The organism is Nitrosospira sp. Nsp11 (genome assembly GCF_900142705.1).
In the GTDB taxonomy this organism is placed as follows: Bacteria; Pseudomonadota; Gammaproteobacteria; order Burkholderiales; family Nitrosomonadaceae; genus Nitrosospira.
In genome coordinates this window covers 45,067-67,257 of the sequence record NZ_FRBV01000011.1, presented here as the reverse complement: position 1 = coordinate 67,257, position 22,191 = coordinate 45,067, and the positions used below count along the sequence as shown (strand labels likewise).

General features: G+C 50.5%; 16 protein-coding genes. 15 read left to right on the top strand and 1 reads right to left on the bottom strand.

The genetic code is table 11. The features are described from left to right. Positions 1–40: 40 nt before the first annotated feature. The 6 genes from BUA28_RS11735 to epsG all read left to right on the top strand — a co-directional run bounded on the left by BUA28_RS11735 (position 41) and on the right by epsG (position 7,491). Positions 41–1,384, top strand: coding sequence for an undecaprenyl-phosphate glucose phosphotransferase (locus tag BUA28_RS11735; RefSeq protein WP_371915217.1), 1,344 nt, complete (start codon positions 41–43; stop codon positions 1,382–1,384). A 130-nt stretch (positions 1,385–1,514) separates the two neighbouring features. Next, the gene (gene epsL, locus BUA28_RS11730) at positions 1,515–2,804 is read left to right on the top strand and encodes an XrtB/PEP-CTERM-associated polysaccharide biosynthesis outer membrane protein EpsL (protein WP_072768307.1); all 1,290 of its coding nucleotides are present in this window, start codon (positions 1,515–1,517) and stop codon (positions 2,802–2,804) included. Between the two features lie 546 nt (positions 2,805–3,350). After that, positions 3,351–4,298 carry an EpsD family peptidyl-prolyl cis-trans isomerase gene (locus BUA28_RS11725; RefSeq protein WP_072768306.1) on the top strand — a complete coding sequence of 316 codons (948 nt, stop codon included), beginning with the start codon at positions 3,351–3,353 and terminating at the stop codon, positions 4,296–4,298. A 42-nt stretch (positions 4,299–4,340) separates the two neighbouring features. Then, positions 4,341–5,141, top strand: a complete 801-nt coding sequence (gene epsE, locus BUA28_RS11720) for a polysaccharide export protein EpsE (protein WP_072768305.1) — start codon at positions 4,341–4,343, stop codon at positions 5,139–5,141. Between the two features lie 16 nt (positions 5,142–5,157). Beyond that, on the top strand, positions 5,158–6,540 hold the full coding sequence (epsF, locus tag BUA28_RS11715) for a chain length determinant protein EpsF (RefSeq protein ID WP_072768304.1): 1,383 nt from the start codon (positions 5,158–5,160) through the stop codon (positions 6,538–6,540). 21 nt (positions 6,541–6,561) lie between these two features. After that, on the top strand, positions 6,562–7,491 hold the full coding sequence (gene epsG, locus BUA28_RS11710) for a chain length determinant protein tyrosine kinase EpsG (RefSeq protein WP_083569998.1): 930 nt from the start codon (positions 6,562–6,564) through the stop codon (positions 7,489–7,491). A 197-nt stretch (positions 7,492–7,688) separates the two neighbouring features. Here the strand turns inward: epsG and BUA28_RS11705 are convergent, their stop codons facing one another. After that, positions 7,689–8,063: a VanZ family protein gene (locus tag BUA28_RS11705; RefSeq protein ID WP_083569997.1), complete on the bottom strand. Its 375-nt coding sequence runs from the start codon at positions 8,061–8,063 to the stop codon at positions 7,689–7,691. Positions 8,064–8,085: 22 nt separating this feature from the next. Between BUA28_RS11705 and xrtB the strand changes: the two genes are divergently transcribed. From xrtB to BUA28_RS11655, 9 genes are all read left to right on the top strand, one after another. Continuing rightward, positions 8,086–8,985, top strand: coding sequence for an exosortase B (xrtB, locus tag BUA28_RS11700; RefSeq protein ID WP_072768303.1), 900 nt, complete (start codon positions 8,086–8,088; stop codon positions 8,983–8,985). A 2-nt stretch (positions 8,986–8,987) separates the two neighbouring features. Further along, entirely contained in the window at positions 8,988–9,680 is a 693-nt protein-coding gene (gene epsI, locus BUA28_RS11695) for an exosortase-associated protein EpsI, B-type (RefSeq protein WP_072768302.1), read from the top strand. A 301-nt stretch (positions 9,681–9,981) separates the two neighbouring features. Then, a complete protein-coding gene (locus BUA28_RS11685; protein ID WP_072768300.1) occupies positions 9,982–11,451 on the top strand; it encodes an O-antigen ligase family protein in 1,470 nt (489 codons plus the stop codon). A 359-nt stretch (positions 11,452–11,810) separates the two neighbouring features. Continuing rightward, positions 11,811–14,078: a beta-galactosidase gene (locus BUA28_RS11680; RefSeq protein ID WP_072768299.1), complete on the top strand. Its 2,268-nt coding sequence runs from the start codon at positions 11,811–11,813 to the stop codon at positions 14,076–14,078. A 670-nt stretch (positions 14,079–14,748) separates the two neighbouring features. Next, positions 14,749–16,275 (top strand): lipopolysaccharide biosynthesis protein, encoded by a 1,527-nt coding sequence (locus BUA28_RS11675; protein ID WP_072768298.1) that lies wholly within the window; start codon positions 14,749–14,751, stop codon positions 16,273–16,275. A gap of 1,008 nt (positions 16,276–17,283) precedes the next feature. Beyond that, positions 17,284–17,985, top strand: a complete 702-nt coding sequence (locus tag BUA28_RS11670) for a class I SAM-dependent methyltransferase (RefSeq protein WP_072768297.1) — start codon at positions 17,284–17,286, stop codon at positions 17,983–17,985. A 257-nt stretch (positions 17,986–18,242) separates the two neighbouring features. Then, positions 18,243–18,872 carry a class I SAM-dependent methyltransferase gene (locus BUA28_RS11665; RefSeq protein WP_072768296.1) on the top strand — a complete coding sequence of 210 codons (630 nt, stop codon included), beginning with the start codon at positions 18,243–18,245 and terminating at the stop codon, positions 18,870–18,872. A gap of 1,066 nt (positions 18,873–19,938) precedes the next feature. After that, positions 19,939–20,946: a glycosyltransferase family 2 protein gene (locus tag BUA28_RS11660; protein ID WP_072768295.1), complete on the top strand. Its 1,008-nt coding sequence runs from the start codon at positions 19,939–19,941 to the stop codon at positions 20,944–20,946. An 83-nt stretch (positions 20,947–21,029) separates the two neighbouring features. Further along, complete coding sequence (locus BUA28_RS11655) at positions 21,030–22,166, top strand: glycosyltransferase family 4 protein (RefSeq protein ID WP_072768294.1); 1,137 nt, start codon at positions 21,030–21,032, stop codon at positions 22,164–22,166. Positions 22,167–22,191: the final 25 nt, after the last annotated feature.

Sequence of the window (22,191 nt, the reverse complement as noted above, 5' to 3'; positions counted from 1 at the left end):
AGTTTTCGCGCGTAATGCGCCGGTGCCGCTTGGCAACAACATGCTTAGAGCTGTCGAGGCTATCCTCGATCCCGCGATACTGACACTTTCGCTCTGGCTTGTAAGTATAGCTATCGTGGGAGAATTGCGTCCGCCCTACCTGATTCTTGCAGTTATCGTTTTTTCGATTACCTTTCCAGGAACCTCGCGTCTGCAAACGTCGAAGAAGCTACTGATATTCAATGTCCTCTATAGTTGGTTCTGGGTGGCCTTGCTGCTGTTCTTTCTGGGTCTTGCTACCGGCTACATAGCTGAATTCTCCAATGAGGCACTGATAACCTGGCTGTGGGTGGCCCCCTTGAGCCAGATCGGCGCCCAACTCGCATTGCGTTCCGCTGCTCCCTATTTGCTCATGCTGCAAGGCCCCCCGCAACGTGCCATCATTGTCGGCATGAACGAGCAGGGGGTTGCGCTTGCTACTCGAATTCATGAAACACGCTACTCAAAAATTGCACTGTCCGGTTTTTTCGACGACCGGAGTCAGAGCAGGCTATATCAAACGGAACACAATTCATTGCTTGGCAGGCTTCGCGAACTTCCCCAATTCGTCAAGGAAAACCGTATCCAATTTATTTACCTTTCGCTCCCCATGGCCTCGCAGCCGCGCATTTTGCATATTCTCGATGAGCTGAAGGACACCACAGCCTCGATATATTTCGTGCCGGACATGTTTATTACCGATCTTATCCAAGGCCGAAGCGACTCAGTTTGCGGCACGCCAGTTATCTCCGTATGCGAATCGCCTTTCACGGGCTCTAACGGGATCGTCAAGCGGGCAAGCGACATAATTCTCTCTTTGATCATACTTACATTGATCTCGCCGCTCTTGTTGCTCATCGCCGCCGGGATAAGGCTGGATTCACCCGGTCCCATTATTTTTAAGCAGCGCCGTTATGGTCTGGATGGAGAAGAAATCCTTGTCTATAAGTTCCGGTCGATGCGTGTCTGCGAGGACGGTGATACCATCCGGCAAGCGGAGAAGGGGGACAGCCGCATCACGCGCATTGGCGCTTTTTTACGCAAGAATTCGCTGGATGAATTGCCACAGTTTGTTAACGTTCTGCAGGGCCGGATGAGCATCGTCGGGCCGAGGCCTCATGCGGTGGCGCACAACGAAATCTACCGCAATTTGATAAAAGGTTATATGATCCGCCACAAGGTCAAGCCTGGGATTACCGGTTGGGCTCAGGTCAACGGTTACCGTGGTGAAACTCGAACGCTCGAAAAGATGCAGGCACGTATTGATCATGATCTCGATTATTTGCGCAACTGGTCTTTGCGGCTAGATCTGCATATCATTTTGAAGACCGTCATGCTAGTTCTCAAAGATCGGGCTGCCTATTGAATTCAAACTCTGCTGCAATACTCTTGTCATCTCTACTGTCTGGAAACGCGGCTTGCCCTACCTTCCAAGCTCTCCAGGTGATACCCTTGCAATATCTGATGTCGTCAGGAAGACAAAGAATTAAAAGAAAATGTTGCTGCTGACTTTTTCCCATCACAACAGCCGGAGTGGTAACCGTTGGCTTGCGGTTACCGCTTATCTGTTTTTATTACTGATACCGCAGCTTACAAATGCGGCCCCGGGAGATACATTCAACGCGACTGTTGGCACCACGGTCATGTATGACACCAATGTCTTCCGTTTATCGCCTCTCATCGATCCGGCTTTGGTACTCGGGGTACCTGCTAGATCCGATCAGATCATAACGTCAACATTCATGCTTAACCTGAACAAGGTCTATTCAATGCAGCGGTTTGAGGCCAATGGCAGCCTCGTCGATAACCGCTACAACAATTTCGATTTTTTGAACTTCCTCGGAAAAAACTATACGGCAGCCTGGCATTGGTACGCAACCCCTTATCTTCATGGCAGATTGAGCGGGTCTCACAGCGAGGCGCTTAACAATTTTGCCAATTTGACGGGTTTCGCCAACTCAACCACTCAAAATCTGCGCACCAATGACAATTATCATTTTGAGGGAATTTTTGAAATTGACAGGTCTTGGCACCTTATCGGTGGCCTTGACCACAGCGTAACGAAGAACAGTAAAATTACCGTGCAGGACTTTAACAACCAAATTTCTTCAGTTGAAGGCGGCATTCGTTATACCCGCCCGTCGGGAGCGTCGCTTACTTATAAGGTAAGGAGTGGACGTGGGGAATTCATCAATAGACCACAGCCCATCGAAGCGAGCCTCTTCGATACCCGCTTCGATGAGATGGAACACGACCTACGTATGTTATGGCCAGTTACTGGCAAAACTTCAATCGACGCGCGTGTAGGATACCTGTCGCGTGAACATAAACACTTTCCTCAGCGTGATTTTGCGGGTTTCGTGGGCAATTTCAATCTGAACTGGGCAATGACGGGCAAAGTTCGCGTTACCGCCAGTTGGGCGCGCCAGCTTTCCAATTATCAAACTGTTGCGTTCGCCTTCCTGAATCCAAATTTTCAGCGGTTCTCCAGCAGTTTCGTAGTGAACAATCGTTTTTCGATAGTTCCTTTATGGCAAATTACAGAAAAAATCGCCTTGCGCATGCGCTATGATTATGTTCTAACTGATTTTCACGGCGCAATCGTTTCACTTCCGACTGATAGTCGCAGTGACTCAATGCACTCCGGCCTCGTCGCTTTGGATTGGCAACCTTTGAAAATACTTTTCCTAAGTGCTGCTTTCCATCGCGACAGACGTACGTCGAATCTGCGGGGCTTCGACTTTGACAGTACCGCGGGCAGTTTTACAGCAAAACTTAATTTCTGACCCTCACGTGTTCAAAAAGATATAGAAAAGTGCGCACGGTTACTATATTCGTCTGCCGCCCCTCGGGCTTTGGTTGGATAACTCCTCAACCTGATGAGGCACCGCCAGTTATACAAATTCCGCTAGTGCATATGGACTATTGCGCGGAAAGCGCTAACTCGCTACCTTGCAGTAGCCAAAGTGATGTATATGATTAATTGCGCCAGCCCGGAATGCCGGAGGTTGACGCGGTTTAGTTTATTCGCCTCGGTTGCTCAAGTATTCTTGTGAGGCCATCGAATTTGTATTCAGAAACGAATTGACGACGGGTGGCTTCGTGTATATTCTTTTTATTACGCGCCCCTCTTATTTCTGGCAATCGCGGCCTTGATATTGCCTCGAGCAGTGACGGTGTAATGTAATGTTATATATCTAAAATGCATCTGTAATTTTTACCGAAACTCGGCCTATCGTTCTTATTCTCGATGGTATTAGTTGATGGTTGCTCGATTGCAGGACGTGCTATCCAAGTTTTGAACATTGTTGATATTCCTCACTCAAGCCCACATGAAACTCAGCCAAAAAAAAATCATATTGCAAATACTCTCTGCATCGCTGGCGCTGGCGCTGGGTGCGTGCGGCAGCAAAGACACCGAAAAGCCTGCCAGTCAGATTGCGGCTAAAGTCAATTCCGGGGAAATCTCCGTTCACCAGATTAACTACATACTCTCTCGGGCGGGTGCCAATGCTGGCACGCCTGAAACAGCGCCTAAAATCCGCCGTCAAATTCTCGATCGGCTCATTGATCAGGAATTGGCGGTTGAACAAGCCGTTGCGAAAAAACTCGACCGTTCGCCTGATATTCTTATGGCTGTCGAAAACGCTCGTCGTGAAATTCTTGCTCGGGCATATATTGAGCAAGTCACCGCGGAAATGGCGAAGCCGACGGTTGATGAAGCAAAGCAATATTACGTTGACCATCCCCAGCTCTTTGCCGAGCGCCGCATTTACAACATTCAGGAAATTGTGGTTCCGTTAAATGCCGGGGTAGACACGGAATTGCGCGAAATGCTTGATGCGGGGAAATCGATGGAAAACATCGCCGATTGGCTCAAGGGCAAGGGGATAAAGTTTGGAGGCGGTAGCGCTACACGATCAGCCGAACAGATTCCGCTTGAACTGCTGCCTAAAATACACCCGCTTAAAGTTGGCGACGGGTTGATTATCAAAGGGCCACAATCCATCACCGTGATGCGACTTGCCGCTTCGCAATCCGTGCCCATACCGGAAGCCGCCGCGCTGCCGCGTATCCAACAGTTTCTGGGTAACCAACGTGCGGCGGAAGCTGCCACGCAGGAACTCAAGGGGCTTAAGGAGAAAGCTAAAATCACTTATATGAGTGGATTTTCTGACACGGATGGCAACATGGCATCACAATCCGGAGCTCCAGCAGCGAGCCCCGTAAAATCCGACGTTGACATTGGTATCGAGAAAGGCGTTGCGGGTTTGAAATAACATCTCATTTAATTAGCAAATGCTTAAAGGAAATATGACAGTATGACCAAGACCTTGATAAGGCTACTCGCATTTTTATTTACTCTGCTATCTGTGAGTGCGTACGCGCAACAACATATTCTCGACTATCCCCTCGGGCCGGGAGATATCGTACGCATCCAGGTTTTCCAGAACCCTGATCTAACGACCGAAACCCGTGTGTCCGAGAATGGCTCTATTACGTACCCACTCGTCGGCGCTGTCGAAGTCGGCGGGCTTGCTGTCGCTGCTGCAGAGCGAAAGATTGCTGCCGCACTCAAAAATGGCGGCTTCGTCAGGCAACCCCAAGTAAACATCGTCATCCTGCAAATGCGTGGCAGTCAAGTAAGCGTACTTGGCCAGGTCAACCGGCCTGGGCGTTTCCCGCTCGAAACGCTCAGCCGGGTAAGCGACATGCTTGCCGCTGCCGGCGGAGCGACGCCAACGGGTGACGACTTCGCCATCGTTACAGGTTTACGAGACGGCAAACCCTTCCGAAAAGTGATAGATATTCCGGCACTCTACCTCGCGGAAAAATCGGATGAAGATATCATTCTCGCGGGGGGAGACACAATTTATATCCATCGTGCCCCCGTATTCTATATTTATGGTGAAGCTCAGCGCCCGGGCGCCTATCGTATCGAGCGCGGCATGACGGTCATGCAAGCCTTGGCTCAGGGTGGCGGCCCAACGGTGCGGGGCAGCGAGTGGTGGTTGCGCCTTCACCGGACAAACGCCGAGGGGGTAGTGGAAAGACTCTCTCCTGAAATGACCGATTCGGTACAGCCGAACGATATTATTTACGTTCGGGAAAGTATCTTCTAATAATGGTCGACGCGTAATGACCCTTCTACAATTCCTGCTCATTCTCCGCGCGCGCTACAAGGTAGCCGCGCTTACGCTACTGATTACGGTGGCTGCCACCTTTTTTATCAGCCTGCTGTTACCCAAGCAGTACACTGCTACCAGCGCCGTAGTAATCGATGTCAGATCGCCTGATCCTGTTGCCGGCATGATCATGCCAGGGCTGGCAACGCCCGCATACATGGCGACACAGGTGGATATAATCACCAGTGACCGTGTGGCACAGCGTGTGGTCAAGCTGCTGCGTATGGACGAAAGCCCCGCTATACGGGAACAATGGATGGATGCCACGGAGGGTGAAGGGGACTTGACGATTTGGTTGGCTGACCTGCTCAAGGAAAAGCTTGAGGTCAGACCTTCACGTGAAAGCAACGTAATCAACATTGAATTCAGCGGCATCGAGCCCAGCTTTGTTGCAACCGTGGCAAATGCCTTTGCGCAGGCTTACATCGACGTTCACCTGGAGTTGAAAGTCACACCCGCCCGCCAATCTGCCACCTGGTTTGAAGACCAAACCAAAATGGTGCGTGAGAAACTGGAAAAAGCGCAGGCGGCACTCTCGGCATTCCAGCAGAAGACCGGCATCATCGCTACCGACGAGCGACTTGATCATGAAACTGCCAAGCTCAACGAATTGTCTGCCCGATTGACGAACGTGCAGGCTGAAACTTCGGATAGCAGCAGCAAGCGTAAATCTGCCGCCAATTCCGAAACGCTGTTTGAAGTTATGCAAAGCCCAGTGATCAATATGCTTAAATCGGACATTGCGCGCCTCGAGGCCAAACACCACGAAAGCAATGTTAATCTCGGCGTAAACCATCCGCAAACGAAACGTACGGAAAGTGAACTTGCCTCGCTCAGGAGGAGGTTGGCTAGCGAAACCCGGCAAATCTCGGACAGTATCGGTACCTCCTACGAGGTAGGTAAGCAAAAGGAAAAAGAACTGCTTGAAGCGATGGAGTCTCAAAAAAAACGTATACTCGAGCTCAACAAGGAGCGCGATGAAATCGCCGTCCTTAAGCGTGATGTTGAAGCTGCCCAGCATACGTTTGACGGTGTGAGCCAGCGTTCTGCTCAAACCCGTCTCGAAAGCCTATCGGCTCAGACCAACATCGCGATTCTGAATCCAGCCACGATACCAACCAAACACTCGCGGCCCAGAATTTTCCTCAACGTTCTAATCTCCATTTTCCTCGGTACGTTACTCGGTGTAGGGATTGCCTTGATGCTTGAACTCGGCAGACGTCGCGTACGCTCATCAGAAGATCTTATTCAGGCCATCGATCTACCAGTACTTGCGGTGATTTCCAGCAGACCAGTGCAAAAAATTCCCAAGCAGCTTGGCCCGGTAGCCAGTTAATATCTAAAACGGAACCAGATCATGAAACCCGTAAGCGCTAGCCTCCCGATCATCAAGCGGAATCAGACCGCGAAACCCGGCGAGTCTTCAATTTACGGTAAAGCGCAGGTCAACGGCAATGGTAGTTCAATAGGGGCCATCCTGGTCGATACGGGACGTCTCTCCGCCGAGAACGCGGACCGCGTTCTCCGGTTGCAGATAGAGCAGGGCAAACGCTTTGGCGACACCGCCATTGAGCTGGGCCTGCTTACGGAGGATGACGTCCGTTTTGCACTCTCCCGTCAATTCAATAACCTTTACCTTCCGGCAGGGGATAACAGCCTCAGCTATCAACTGGTAGCTGCCTATAAACCGTTCAGCCCGATCGTCGAGAAGCTGCGCGCTTTGCGTAGTCAGCTTATGCTACGGTGGTTCGATAGTGATGCGAGGTTGAACTCCCTCGCTATCATGAGTCCCGGCATAGGGGAAGGACGCAGCTTCATTGCTGCAAATTTGGCTGTTGTCTTCTCGCAACTAGGAAAACGCACTTTACTCATCGACGCAAATCTGCGTGCACCGCGTCAGCATGAGCTATTCAAGTTAGGCAACAACGCTGGTTTATCCAGTATGCTGGCAGGTCGTATCGGGATCGAGGCGATTGCGCGTGTACCCTCGTTGCTGGGGCTTTCCGTGTTGCCAGCAGGTGCCGTACCGCCCAATCCGCAAGAACTGCTCGGCCGAACTGGTTTTCCCGAATTATTGCAATCGGTGGTCCGTGATTTTGACGTTGTCATTATTGACACGCCTGCCGCGCACGAATACGCCGAAGCTCAGATTATTGCGGCGCGCGCATCAGCTGCCCTCATAGTTGCCCGTAAAGATCGAACATCAGTCCCACAAACCATCGAGCTGGTCCGTAGCCTCCAGCAAACGGGCACAACGCCCGTGGGGTCGGTGCTGAACGAATTCTGACTGAAGGAAAACGAAGGATAAAGCCTCGCTTGCAATCGGCAACAAAAGCGACCAGTCCAAGTCTTGACAGTAGTCTGCAAGTGCTTCAAGCATTTTTACAGGAGGCAATCATGTTCTCCGCAGCTTTCATCAATTCTTTCTCTTTTCCGAGCAGCACGGAAAATTGGACGATAAGAATTTTCCGCTATCATCGAATTTTAGCCCCGCTTTCTGCTCCACAATGCCAGGGTTATCGTGCCGATGAGGCTGCCTGCCATGTCCGCAATAAAGTCGGGCCAACCCGCTTGCCGACCAGGAAGATACAACTGATGCCACTCATCCAGCAATCCGATCAGCAGCGAGCCGAAAAACGCAACAGCCAGACCGCGCCAGTCATGAAATCCACTAGCGAAGCCAAGTGCCCAGGCGAGCAAAGTAAACACGGCGCCATGAAGCAATTTGTCCCATGGCTCCGGCACCAGATTCACGGCAATCGGTTGCGTTCCTCCAATGAACAAGCTACCCATAATCCCGAGCGCCAGCAGCGTGGCTGCAATACGAAGGTGACGGGATAGCGCGTGTTGTAAAAACAAAATGAGTACCAATTTGGCAACTATGTTCAACGGATCATCTGGACAACCCGAAGGCTGGCGCGGTCGGCTGCTCATCTGGCTACCGATTATTGCCGGATTAATCGTACTGTATTTACCTAGTCTGGTCGACCTCTTTCGCGGCATCTGGAGTACCGATCAGCAGGCGCATGGTCCGATTGTACTCGGTATTGCTTGCTGGCTTATTTATCGCAAATGGCCTGAAATGTGGCGCCTGAGCGAAAATCGGTCAGCGGCGCCTTCAGCCGGCTGGCCCATTTTTATCTTTGCGTTGATGCTCTATGTGATTGGCCGTTCGCAAGGCATTCTGCTCATGGAGATCGGTTCAGTCATCTGGATGCTGGCCGCCATACTCCTGCTCATGCGCGGTAGCGCAGCACTCAAGGCGCAATGGTTTCCGCTTTTCTTCATGCTTTTCATGATCCCCTTACCCGCCACGGTGGTGGATGCTCTAACGATGCCGATGAAGATGGCGGTTTCTTATGTAGCTGAAAGCATACTTTTCTGGGCAAACTATCCCATCGCCCGCACCGGCGTCATACTCCAAATCGGGCAATACAAGCTGCTGGTAGCTGACGCATGCGCAGGATTGCATACTCTTTTTACGCTCGAAGCGCTGGGTTTGCTCTACCTTAACATTATCCGGCACGACTCTCTGTTTCGCAACGTTACCTTAGCCATTTTGATCGTGCCCATCTCCTTTACGGCTAACGTTATCCGTGTAATCGTGTTAACGCTTATTACCTATCATTTTGGTGATGAGGCCGGACAGGGTTTTTTACATGGGTTCGCAGGCATGGTGCTCTTCCTTAGTGCCTTGCTATTGATTATTGGGGTGGATTCGCTGTTGCAACTCGGCGTCAAGCTGCAGCGTGGCAGTAATAGGACCTTGAGCGGAGCGTAAGAATGAATCTCCTATTCAGAAATTTCATTCTTTTAGTACTCATGCTCGCGGCCTCAGGTCTCGCACTGGCTCTGCGTCCTACCCAAAAAATTGCGGACCTGGGGCCCGGTATCAATCTAAATACAATGATTCCGCATGCATTCGGAAATTGGAGTGAAGAGCAGCAGAACTCAGTGCAAATGGTAGATCCACAGCAGCAGGAAATGATTGAGAAAATTTATACCCAGACACTCAGCCGTGTTTATAAGGATAACCATGACTACCGCATCATGCTCGCGATCGCCTATGGAGATGATCAAAGGGATTCCATGCAGATGCATTACCCTGAGGTTTGCTATCCTGCACAGGGATTCTCGCTCCAGAGTAAACAAACGGGTACCTTGGCTACCGAGAACGGTTTAATTCCGGTCACGCGTATCCTGACCAATCTCGGCCAGCGGAACGAACCGGTTACTTACTGGACAACGGTTGGTAATCGCGTGTTTCAAGGTGGTCTTCAAAAAAAACTTGCGGAAATGAGCTACGGCCTGAATGGAAAAATTCCAGATGGAATGCTGATACGTGTTTCTTCCATCGATGCTGAAGCACCTCGAGCATATGAGATGCAAGCCCAGTTTATCGATCAGATGCTTGGCGCGTTAACATCTGAACATCGCCAAAAGCTGAATGGCATGCCGGGCTCAGGTCATCAATGAAAGAAATTGTGATTATGGGCGGCATAGCAGCGCACCGCGGCTATTTAATCACCGAAGCCCTGTTCGCGGCGAACCCATCACTCGCAAGATCATTTGCATATCGCACATATCAGGCTTGGCCTGCGGGTTGCCTATACCCCGGCATTCCGTGCGCTAAGAGGTTTGGATACACATCTGCAATGAAGCCCGACATGGCATGGTTGATGTTTCAGCTTATCGCGTCAGGGGCTAAGTAAATGCCTGCGATTTCGCCCGCATTGCCTCATACGAAAGGCGTTTCAATCATGAGCGGGAATTAATCGTGCTGCAACTCACGGTTTTGCCACTCGCTGCATTTGTTCTCGCACTGCTTTTGATCATGGCAATCGTTATCGTGGCGGCGGCCGGATTCCGCTGGCCGGGCCGGATGTTCAGTTATCTAATGCTGTTGATCGCGAGCACGAGCGTAGCGACCACTATCTTATCCGGCCGGGTCCTGACTTTTGTGGATGAAAATCTGGTTGTCTCGTCCGAGGCCGATGTCGGAAGTGCCGTGTCGACAAAGCTGCTTCTTATGGTTGTGATTGGATGCTCCGTGGCGCTCTGTGTGGGGTGGATTCTCAATTTCAGAAATTATAAAACAAGCTTTGACCGTTTTAGTAATAGGGGACTGAAAGCGCCAACCGACATCACCATTGCGTTCATGGTGTTCTACGTTGCATTCAGCGTTTTACCGATTTTATTCGGGCAGCATTATTATTTCCACGTAAACTTGATTTACCCGTTCTTCATATATCTTGCGTTGTTTCTCTGGGCTAGGTTGTCAAGTGCCGATCCGGTTATCGTAGCAAAAAGATGTCTTGGCTTGATAGTATTCTCCAGCTTGATCGCAGCGATAGTCGCTCCCGGACTTGTCATGCAGTCCGGCTATGTTGGGCTGATTCCCGGTTTCGATTTAAGGTTTTGGGGGGTGACATCCCATGCGAACACGCTGGGCGCGGTTGCATGTATGTTTCTCGTGCTGGAGTTGGCCGAGCCGTCAGCTAGGGCATGGCTTAGAACGTGCATACTTGCCGCGGCGGGACTGACGTTGATTTTAACGCAGTCAAAATCATCTATGCTAGCCGCATTCGTAGGTTTTTCCATCATTTTTTGCTGGCGATTATTGAGCCGAACCGATGAAGTCATTGCCGACAGTAAACGCGGCAGCTCAATTCCGATTGGCTTATTCGGTGGTTTCATCATCTTAGTTTCAGTGGTTGGTGCACTCGCAATATTTTTGGATATGGACATTCTGGCCGCACTCGAGGGTCGATTGGATGCACGTGCAGTAGGTCATCTGTCTACGGCAACCGGGCGAACGTTGATATGGGACGCCGCGATTGAGGGAGGATTGGAAAACCCTTTATTTGGGCAGGGGGCAGATTTTTGGGGGCTCAAGAATCGGCTGCGGCTTGGGCTGACAGGTGCTGCCAGCGCGCACAACCTCTTCCTGCAGACATTCAGCCGATCAGGATTCGTCGGGCTTATCGCGTTATTCGTGTTTTTTTATTTCCTTGTCCAGTACTCAATACGTGCAGCCAAACACACCCGGGGCGGAAGTATGGCCATATTGGCCGTCCTCCTGATGCGGTCTGCATTCGAGGCAAATTTTCAACTCAACTCGGTTCTCGCAGGAGAGTTTTTTGTAATGATGGCTCATTTTACCTATGTGATAGACAGGGGTGCCAGACCGCGCAGGTCTTTCGAACCGGCAAGTCCTCGTTATGGTTCTGTACGTGGCCGAGCATGACTGAAAGCAGGCTCAGCTTGGCAAAGCATTGTGGCTCGTGCGCACACGGCCGGCTGCGGATAAGTTCTGGTGCAAAAGCGAAGTGCGCTGGATCGCTAGTTCAAGCGGCCGCAATCATACGTGCCAAGATTTAGGCCTCGTCGTTGTGAAAGTTCAACCCGAAGGTGACGGAGCTCGAAAAAAATCTCCAATTGATCGGCAAGTCGGAAGGGAATGCCAAATTCATATATTGTCGAAAATAGGTTACGGGCCCTACACTTTTATAAAATCAAACGCACGAGACGCCAAAACGTACCGCACGAGAGAGACGTTTTATCTAGTCTCGCACCTAGCCAGACACACCGTAGGAGGACTTGCAAATGTTCCGATTACTTAGCAGCCTCATCGTCGTACCATTGCTAATAACATTACTTATAGCGGCGCGTAACGTGTTGGCGGAGGATAGCTGGAAAACTGTGACCGATCAGGATCTTACTGTTTCTTCCGGGAGTGCGCTTGATTTCTCCGCAATGGTCGCAACTGGGCCGGCAGGAAAGTACGGCTCGGCCATTGTATTATCAGATGGACATATTGGCTTCGAGCGCCGCAGCACTCCAGAACGCTTTCTTTGTGCTTCGTTAGCCCTAAGCCCGCTGAGCGGAGGGATGCCGGACAAAGCAGGCAGCGAACGACTTGTACGGGAGTTGGCGCGCACTGGCTATAACCTGGTTCGATTGGCTTCGGTTGACGCACTCCTGATGACCGGCCGTTTCAAGGACTTCGACTTTGATCCTGAGCAATTCGACCGCCTGCATTACTTGCTCGCCCAACTCAAGGCAGCAGGTATCTATTGGATCGTCGATGGCCTGACGTCCGACAATGCTGCTTGGGGCGATGTGCGTCCCCATCGTTGGGTAAAAAAATACCGCACCAAAATGGATGTGCTCACCGATCCCAAGGCCTTCGCCCATTGGGCGACCCTGATCGAGCGGTTATGGGGCGCGAAAAATCCCTATACTGGAATCGCTCCCATGCATGATCCGGCAATGCTGGGCATGATCCTGGTCAATGAAGGAAGTTTTTTCTATCTAGTGGAGGCATATCGCCCACACCCGGCAAAAGCCGGCGATGGGCCTTTGTATCCACCGCAATTGGCTCCACAGTTCCGTGATTGGCTGAAGGCGCGCTACAGCAACTACTCGGCGTTACGATCAGCGTGGGGCGCTGAACTAAAAGATCGCGAATCCCTCGACGGAATAGTCGACCTGCCTGCCACAGTCCGTGGAAAAGGTCCCCGCGATATTGATTTTGCCCGCTTCATCGTCGATGTGGAACAGCGAGCCTATCGCGCGATGGAGAAACGAGTGCGCGATTTGGGCTTCAAAGGTCTAACTACTGCTTTCGACAATTGGAGCTATCTTGGCGCCGACATTACTCGTTCCAGCCTTCAATGGGTGGACCTGCACAGCTACCACGTTTTACCGAACAATCATGGCGAGCCAGGCTCGCGATTGGTGCAGTCGAGCTTACATAAAAATACGGGCCAATATATTCGCGCTCTAAGTAACGCGCGACAGTGGGGCAAACCATTCACCGTCACCGAATATGGACAACCTTTTTGGAATCGATGGCGCCACGAATCGGCCGCCTTGATGCCCGCTGTTGCTGCGCATCAAAGTTGGGATGCGATTTGCCAATTCGCCGAATCACCAATTCAGTTCGATTATGGACCGTCGCCATTTGTGCGGCGGCAAGCGATCTACCCATTTAGCGTCGGAGGCGATCCGATCGCCCACGCTGCTGAGCGTCTCGCCGCCATGCTGTACCTGCGCGGCGATGTCGCGAGTTCACAACACCGAATCCATCTGCACCTGGATGCTGAGAAGGTGTTGACCAGCAGCGGTGGTTGGGAACAAGTACCGGAACCACTTTCAAAGCTGGCCCTTATCTCTCCTTTGGGGTTGGATTTCGGCCCGATACCGGGGCGGCCAAAACCTGGTGAACTTTGGGTCAACCTGACAGGATCGCAACCTTGGTGGCTCGTGAAATCGGCGAATGGCCCGGCCGCTGGGCGGGACCTGCGCTCGGACGCCGTCGCAGCCTTGCAGGGTGCAGGGTTAATAGGCTCGGGTAACCGCTCTCGACCGGAGAATCAGCTATTCCAATCCGACACTGGGCAACTTGTCATCGACTCTGGGGCTGGCATTATCCAGGTTGTAACCGATCGCACGGTGGCACTGGTGCTTAAGGGCGGGAATGCCTCAGCTGGGACATTGACCGTAGGTACTGCGAGTGGGCCAGCACTGTTTGCGGTTTCATCGCTGGACAAAAAGCCGATTGCTCAGAGCCGCCACCTGCTGCTGTGGGTATTGACGGATGCCATCAATACGGGCATGACCTTCGCGGATGCGGAACGCACTACAATTAAAACTCTGGGTAAATTCCCGCCGCAGGTTCAGACAATCTCGGCTACGTTACGTGTCGCATCCGAGAATAGCGCTGGGCTCAAGGCGTGGCCGCTAACGCTGGGGGGTACTCGGCGTCAGGCGATTCCTCTTATGAGGACAGGAGACGCCATCGAACTGCACGTTGATACAGCAGCGCTACCGGATGGTCCAGCGCTCTTTTTCGAGATTGCAGGGGAATGATTAAGGCCAATATATTTCAGTGTTGATCCTGTGCTCTGATGCGGACACGAGATAATCTTTTGCGGGACTTACTGCTCGCAAAAAACGACGGGGATATCGGTCAACGGATTTTGATACGGATCAGGCTGATAATAGTTAGACCGGTTTGATCACGCTCAGAAAATCCAGAGTGACGTTAGCTGCGGATTGAGCGTTATGATATAGCAAACGAACTATGAAGCAATCCTGGTATCCATGTCCGGGTCGAATGATAGCTTGTGCCTCATGCAGAGTTGAGAATCTAAGGGGAGATCCGATCGATCTCCCCTGCTTCAGATATGAAGCTTAACCACCCCAAGCTATAAATTTTATAGTACCTGTAAATCCTACAACTCATCAAATATCTCATTTTAAGATTTTATAGCTCCGCCGCATCGGCGCAAGAGGGGCGGGCGCGCATGCCTACTCGTGCGAATCTCCGCTCGCCGCTTTTTGGCAAAATTGGCGAGATGTATTTCACGAACGATAACTTCTATTTACGCCAAACGGACTGTTAAGCCATTGTCTTACCTTTATCCCTTTTTTATCGCCCCGCCGGTGCCGCGCAGTATGAATTTCCAAAGTTCTGCCATGGGGGTATTCTTGCTGGGCTGTATTATGGGCATGCTGCCCTAACTGCCGAGAGTCATTTATGAGTGCTTCGCCCTATTCCCGTCGTGCGCTGAAGCGTAGCGCGGCGCATTTTCTCATCGGCAAAGCCATCTCCGCGCTATTCACTTTGATTATTTTGTTTTGGCTGGTGCGTTTGCTGACTGTGGAAGAATACGGCGCCTACGTCACCCTGATTGCCGGAATGGAGTTTGCGCTGGCAGTAGCATCGCTTGGCCTGCCATGGATTGCGGCGCGCTATTTGCCGGAATTTCGTCTGCATGCTAGCGGCGAGATGCTCGCACATTTTGTCTGGAAGATTGCCGCGTGGATCGGATTAGTGCTAGTCGCTGCTTCGCTGCTGCTTTATGTGGTGATGCCTTGGCTTCTGATCCCTCTGAAACTTGTGCAACAGGTGGATATAGCGCGTCTTTATCTGCTCGTGCTGTTAGTGGACGGTTTAGGCCGACACATGCGTGAAAGCATCCTGGAGCCGCTTTTGCAACAGGGCCAAGCGCAAATAAGTCTTGTAATGCGTAATGCTGCCTTACTGTTGTTTTTGATTATCACGGCGGTACAGGGAGCGGTTCATCTAGACCAAGTGGTATTGGCTGAGATAACGGCATCCGCCTTAGGCACAATGCTCGCCTTATACAGCTTGGTTAAGCATTTGCGCACGCACGGCGGTTTATTGAAACGAGATGGGTGGCAGCCGCCAAGTTGGCCTGTTATGTGGCTTATGGCCCGCCACATGTATTTCAGCCACCTCGTTACGCTAACTTATAGCCCACAAATCTTCGTCTTTTTAATTCAGCGTTATCTCGGTCTGGAAGTTACGGCGTTGTTTGGCTTTTTGCTCAGGCTCTACGGGCAAGTTTGCCGCTATTTGCCCGCGACTATGTTGTTCAGCCTTGTCAGGCCCAAGTTGGTGGCCTCCTATGTAGGAGAAGGTGGTATGGTGGAATTGACACGCAACGCCAATCTTGTTGGGAAGCTGAGCCTGTTTGTTCTGATGCCCATCTTGGTATTCGCCTGGCTTGCCGGAGGCGAACTGTTAACCTTGCTCAGCGGCGGCAAGTTTACGCAATCAGGTCATTATCTGGCGGGCTTGCTGATGGCGCTCATTCTCTACAGCCAGCGTCAGATACTGGAGACTGTGGCAGTAACCAGCGGTAAGAGTCACCTATGTTTGCGGGGGGCGGCATTTGGAGTGCTGGTGTTGCCCTTGACTTATTCGCTGCTGAAATCTGGTCTGGGCCTGTGGGGCCCCATCATCGCGATTGTTGTGAGCGAAATAATTTTCAACGGCACGGTTATTATCGCCTTGGTGCGTACCACTGCTTACAGACCGGATGTTATCGGAATTTATAAATTGGCGGCGGCAGCCTTAACGGGATTCTTGCTGGCACAACAGATTGCAATATCGCCACAAGGCTGGTTAGCATTGATCATCATGGCTGCACTCGCCTGCGGTTTTTTTTTGTTGGCATCTTATCTGCTCAAACCTTTTCGGATGGAAGAACGGGCAAGTCTGAACCACTTGCTCGGCCGGAAGATTTTTGTTTGGTAATTGATGAATTACCGGGCACCAAGTTGACGCTGAGATTGCGTCACTTTTCTACAGATGTAGATGCGCAGCGAGCTTTCCCGAAAAATCGTCTTCCGATGGTAAGGTAAAATTGAAATTCCATTGGGGGGGAAGAGATGAGAAAGATACCGAAGCAGGAACGCAAAGGGGCTCGCTCGGATTGATGTGCGGCGGTCGGAATTGGGCGGGATGAGATATTCGAGATACTGGATGTCAGGCGAAAGTAACTACCCGACCGTAGAAGCGTATCGGCAAGCCGGGCGCAGATGGCCGATGAGCCAAATGCTGGCTTAATCCAGTCCATCCATGACGAACTCAAGGGTGCATGCGTGGAATCCGAGGATGCTCAAGCAATCACAGGAACGAGGCATGGATGAGCCGCGAAGGTGAGCTCTGGGGATAATGCTTCGGCTGATAGTGGGTTGAATAATCTTAAGAACGAGAGGGTGCATTGCTATGAAACACGATGACCGCGGCAATCCTCAAGTATATGAGGGTATTCTACAATCAGGGCACTGGCGACACTCGACGCTTGGCTGTAAGTCGTTAATCCCGTTCCTTGGTGACAAGCTCGCTGCTCAGCAGAAGAAACAATGGATAGCGTAAACACACCTGTTGTTGGAAGACGAAAAACCGAGGCTGGTCAGAGGTTACTGCATTGCGGTACTCATTATCCGGCATGGTGGGGTGGCCGATGGGAGCGTATCTCCTCTGGAAGATATTGGTTTAATAATTTATGCTATCTTGGGCGTAATGCTCTGGTAGATTATGTTACTCCTGCTGTGTTGGTACAAATGAAAACCGGACCCACTCAATTAGCTCAGTGCTACATGATTATCCACGGATTATTGTGTGCATTAATGATGTGCTTAACACGCTGTCCGCTGTGGGAATTCGTGTGCAGCCGATCGATGGCTAGTAATATGAGTACAACATAGTGCCGGACATTTTAGAAGCTACTGCTTATCGGTAGACCACGGGGAAGTAAATATGAACGCTGGTAATATTTATAAGGATGGGACGTACTTGGAGAGCCATCCGACTTGGCATCAAGAGGATTCGGCATGGAAAGCAAAGCAGATATTAAAAATACTCAGGAAAAATAACATTGCTCCTTTGACATTAGGTGAAATAGGCTGTGGAGCCGGTGAAATACTGAATTGTCTATCACATGAATACAGTAACGAAGTAGTTTTCTCTGGATATGAAATTTCCCCTCAAGCTTTTGAGATATGCAAGAATAAGGAAAAGGAAAATCTTCACTTTTTTCTCGAAAATCTACTTGACTATGAAAATCCCGCGTTCGATGTATTAATGGCCATCGACGTATTTGAACACGTGGAGGATTATTTTGGATTTCTAAGGGAACTTAAAAAGAAAGCTGTATATAAAGTGTTTCATATTCCTCTGGATTTATCCGTTCAATCAGTTTTTCGCCTTTCCCCAATATTACGCTCAAGGTCATCAGTGGGTCACATCCACTATTTTATCAAGGAAACAGCCTTGGCAACCTTACGGGATACGGGATATGAAGTAGTGGATTACTGCTATACACACGGTTCGTTAGAGCTTTCCAATCGTGGATGGAAAGCCGATCTCCTGAAAATTCCTAGAAAGCTTTTCTTTCAACTTCATTCTGATCTGGCTGCAAGAGTGCTAGGTGGATTTTCGTTATTGGTTCTTGCTAGATAGAAAAGACACGGAGTTCTACAGCCCGACTTTGTGTAACTCAAGCGGAAAGCTAAATTCTAACGAAACGTAAGAGCTCCAGCATGTCATGTAAAGAGAAGCTTGCTGATGTTTTTTTTATCAGCCGGGTTAACTGCGTATAGTTTTAAGACAAATAGATGTTTTCAGAAAAAAGACTTTCTCTTGCCTTGCTCAGAAAGCGAGACAAGGATACGCATTAACGGTAACTCGATAAATGTTTTGAGTTCAAGAGGAAGCTCATGAAACGCGTTTACAAATTCATTATGAGTATCTTCAGGCCGGCAAGAGCTAAGGATATAGCTGATCGGTTTGGTGTACTCTCAGATCCAGCGGCGCGAGTTCTTGACATCGGCGGCGGGGCATTCCCATGGTCCTACATAAAGCCATCAGCTAAAATCATTGTGATGAATCTGGATCTACCAGAGTCGATAATGAATTACCCAGGAATCGAATTTGTGGCAGGTGATGCCTTGCGCATGCCATTCAATCCAATGGCTTTTGATTTGGTATTTTCAAATTCCGTCATAGAGCACGTCGGAAATCATGCACAACAGCATCAGTTTGCTAGAGGGATGTTAAGCGCGGGCAAACAACTTTACTGCCAGACTCCAAACAAGTGGTTTCCGATAGAACCGCACATCCTGACCTTGTTTGTCCATTGGTTCCCATTCTCGGTAAAACGCAGGCTGGTACGTTATTTCAGCATATGGGGATTGGTAGAAAAGCCGAGCCAGAAGAGGATAGATGAGGTGCTGAAAGGGATCAATTTGCTGTCCGGAAATGAGTTTGCCGCACTTTTTCCTGGGTGTGTAATGCGGAAAGAGAAGGTTTTAGGGCTCACTAAATCATTTATAGTCGAGCGTATCTAAGTATTTATACGCGTACCAAGGAGCCTAAACTGATGCTGACCCGATCAGGTTTTCGATCCCACGGCAAGCGATGACGTATTCCCATGTTTAGCCTAACCTCGGTAAATCGCTAGCGCTATTTCAGGGCACATCAATCTTTCCTGCGCTGGAACGACGGTTTTCTCGGCTTATGCCGGGCGTTGAGTTTAGTGAGGTCAAATACAACCCCGGGATATAACTCTGAAAATCTGCAGCTGGAGTACGGCGAAAAAGCGAACACCTCGATTTTTTGACGTTTAGGTACCTGCCTGTTCATTTGCGTTTAGTTCCTTCTTTCTGGAAGCAGAACTGGGCACGAATGTGCAACCGAACTCGAATAATGGCACCGCCAAAAGATGTGCGCGGTCTAATTCGCCTGATGAGCCTTGCCAGCCACAAGCGTGACTGAAACAAGTGGGAATGCATTGCAGTCTTCCCATTCCGAGGCAAATACCGTTAGACTGATGATTTTGCATCTGGGTTTTCTTCGATTCTACTTTTGCAGATTTACAGATTGAAATGAAACTTGAATATAATGAATATATGTAAGATGAGTTTGCCCGCTTTCAAAGTTTCTCTGCAATCAAAATAAATATGCACGCTTTCGGGGCCACACGGGAAAGGTGGCTTGTTGAGTAGATTAGATTAAGGCGTCTGCCAGTTCTGATAGCGTTCTGATAATATCCCACCAACATGCTAGCTGCCGTGCGGGATTATTTCACCTGTAAGCTTCGGTCTGGGGAAACACGCATTGCGCCGTGAAGGCTCCAAAATAAACCTCTAAGCCAATGGTCGAATATGTGATCAAGCTTGATATCCGCAGACACTGTTTTGTCCCGATCCATGGTCTGTTGGGAGGAGATTGGTTTCTAGCGCTCGGGGAGGTGGGGCGAACCGCAATGTTTAATATTGTGCTTGGCAATCGGTAAGGATTTAATTTATTTCATTGTAGTCGAATATCCAGTGTTGCGGCTCCGGTTGATTTACCTCTATGACGTGACCGACCTGACGATTTTCAGACCCGCAAGCCCGGAGCATGAGTATCGCGATGAAACACAAGGGTGGTGTTAGTATTCTTATTAAGGCGTTCAATGAAGAAGCGCAGATTGCCAGTTGTTTGGCGGCCGCCGTGCGCGAGGCGCAATCTGTCGGTGGGGAAGTGATTCTCGTTGATTCGCTTTCGACTGATAGAACGGTCGAAATTGCGCGGTCTTATCCCGTCCGTATCGTGCAATTTTCTTTCTTGGAAGATCGAGGTTGTGGCGCAGCAGTTCAGCTTGGCTATCAATTCTCAAAAGGCGAGTATATCTATGTTCTTGACGGCGACATGGAATTGCAGACTGGTTTTATCGCCAAGGCTCTGGCCGTGCTAAACACCGAACCGGATGTCGCGGGGATTGGCGGTAAGCTCCTCGATACACACATCCGGAACGCTATGGACTTGAAGCGGGCAGAGACGGTTGGGAGCGTGAACAGCCGAGCAGAAGTCGATGCATTGGGTGGCGGCGCTCTCTACCGGCGTGATGCAATTGAATCTGTAGGTTATCTTGCTCATCGCTGGCTTCCGGCCTTTGAGGAGGCTGAGTTAGGATTTCGCTTGCGTGCCGCGGGTTGGCGCCTGCTTCGCTTGCCCGACGTGGCGGTGTTGCACACTGGTCATGCGGAATCAAGTTGGGGCATGCTGCGCCGGCTTTGGATGAATCGTCGTGCTCACGCCAGCGGTATGTTTCTGCGTGCTGCTCTCGGTAAAGCATGGTGGTGGCGGGTTGTGCGATACCAATGGTCCGTAGTTCTCACATCCGGAATACATCTCATGGTCTTGGGAATGGCGATTTTACTTGGCACTAACCTGCTTGATACGGTTGGAAAATGGCTGGCGCTGGAACTGGGGGTATGGACATTTCTGTGGCTTGTGCTCTGTATTAAAAAACGCAACCTGTCATTAGCATGTTTCTCTCTTATCAATTGGAACGTTGTGACCATGGCGGCGCTGCTTGGCGCGAGCCGGGCTCTGGCTGATCCAAGCGTACCAATCTCAGCGCGTGAGATCACTTAACTGCCGAGCCTGATGTTTATATTTCATTCAGTAGACCCGAGCCGGCTATATGCATTTGATATTCAAGAGCAGGTCTTAAAAACATGAAGGGTTCAAGCGCTCATCGGGGGTTGGTGATGATTGGGACTCACCCTGAGGCGAAAGGGGGAATCGCGACTGTTGTTGCAAAATATCGCCAGTTTGGATTATTTGAAAAATGGCGGGTAACGTATATTTGCACTCATGCGGAGGTCTCTACCTATAGAAAATTTATGATAGCTCTTTCCGCATATTGGCAAATGATCCAACTGCTCGTTATGGGCCGTGTCGGCTTGGTCCACATTCATGCCGCATCCAGAGTAAGCGTCTGGAGGAAATCCACTTTTGCCTTCACTGCCTTCCTCTTCCGTGTCCCTTACGTGTTGCATATGCACGGGGCTGAGTTCGAAAAGTTTGTCCGTGGAGAATGTGGCCCTTTAAGGCGTGGAATCGTCCGTGCTCTTTTGAGAAACGCGGCTACTGTAATAGCTTTGTCGGAGAGTTGGGCGCTTAAGTTGCGCGAACTGGCTCCGGGAGCGCACGTGGAAGTCGTTTACAACTCCGTATCATTGCCCCCCAAGCCAAAAACCTTCGGGCACAACGACGTCAAGAATGGGATTCTTTTTCTCGGGCAGATCGGTATGCGCAAGGGAGCTTTCGACCTGATCCGAGCCTTCGCTGTTGTAAGTGGGGGTGTGAAATTGGCGCTCGGGGGTGATGGCGATGTCAAAAAGGCAAGCGAGCTCGCGCGACGGTTGGGTATTTCGGAGAGAATACAAATGCTGGGATGGGTAACGGGTGAAAATAAAGAGGCGGTATTATCGAGGGCGTCTATATTCGTATTGCCCTCATATAACGAGGGCTTACCCATGTCAGTGCTGGAAGCGATGGCATGGGGGTTGCCAGTGATTACCACCCCGGTAGGCGGTATTCCCGAGGTGGTGCGGCAGGGTGAAGAGGGAGTTATCGTACAGCCCGGTGATATCGACGGACTGACAGCGGCACTGCGCCAGTTACTCGATGATGAACCACTCCGACAGCGCTTGGGCGCTAACGGGAGAAGACGCATCCAACATCTATTCTCTGATGAGGTGGTGTTCCCGCAGCTCGAGGCGATATGGGCGCGCTTCGGTTTGCTCCCTTATGTGAGCAAAACCAAGATTGAGGCCCAGGAAAGTACAAAACGCCAGGTCGATGCTTGATAGAATGGGATCAACTTCAAAGGTA

Excerpts from the sequence above, each read along its gene's own strand:
- BUA28_RS11735 (WP_371915217.1), top strand. The coding sequence starts at position 41 with ATGCTTAGAGCTGTCGAGGCTATCCTCGATCCCGCGATACTGACACTT.
- epsL (WP_072768307.1), top strand. The coding sequence starts at position 1,515 with ATGTTGCTGCTGACTTTTTCCCATCACAACAGCCGGAGTGGTAACCGT.
- BUA28_RS11725 (WP_072768306.1), top strand. The coding sequence starts at position 3,351 with ATGAAACTCAGCCAAAAAAAAATCATATTGCAAATACTCTCTGCATCG.
- epsE (WP_072768305.1), top strand. The coding sequence starts at position 4,341 with ATGACCAAGACCTTGATAAGGCTACTCGCATTTTTATTTACTCTGCTA.
- epsF (WP_072768304.1), top strand. The coding sequence starts at position 5,158 with ATGACCCTTCTACAATTCCTGCTCATTCTCCGCGCGCGCTACAAGGTA.
- epsG (WP_083569998.1), top strand. The coding sequence starts at position 6,562 with ATGAAACCCGTAAGCGCTAGCCTCCCGATCATCAAGCGGAATCAGACC.
- xrtB (WP_072768303.1), top strand. The coding sequence starts at position 8,086 with ATGTTCAACGGATCATCTGGACAACCCGAAGGCTGGCGCGGTCGGCTG.
- epsI (WP_072768302.1), top strand. The coding sequence starts at position 8,988 with ATGAATCTCCTATTCAGAAATTTCATTCTTTTAGTACTCATGCTCGCG.
- BUA28_RS11680 (WP_072768299.1), top strand. The coding sequence starts at position 11,811 with ATGTTCCGATTACTTAGCAGCCTCATCGTCGTACCATTGCTAATAACA.
- BUA28_RS11675 (WP_072768298.1), top strand. The coding sequence starts at position 14,749 with ATGAGTGCTTCGCCCTATTCCCGTCGTGCGCTGAAGCGTAGCGCGGCG.
- BUA28_RS11670 (WP_072768297.1), top strand. The coding sequence starts at position 17,284 with ATGAACGCTGGTAATATTTATAAGGATGGGACGTACTTGGAGAGCCAT.
- BUA28_RS11665 (WP_072768296.1), top strand. The coding sequence starts at position 18,243 with ATGAAACGCGTTTACAAATTCATTATGAGTATCTTCAGGCCGGCAAGA.
- BUA28_RS11660 (WP_072768295.1), top strand. The coding sequence starts at position 19,939 with ATGAAACACAAGGGTGGTGTTAGTATTCTTATTAAGGCGTTCAATGAA.
- BUA28_RS11655 (WP_072768294.1), top strand. The coding sequence starts at position 21,030 with ATGAAGGGTTCAAGCGCTCATCGGGGGTTGGTGATGATTGGGACTCAC.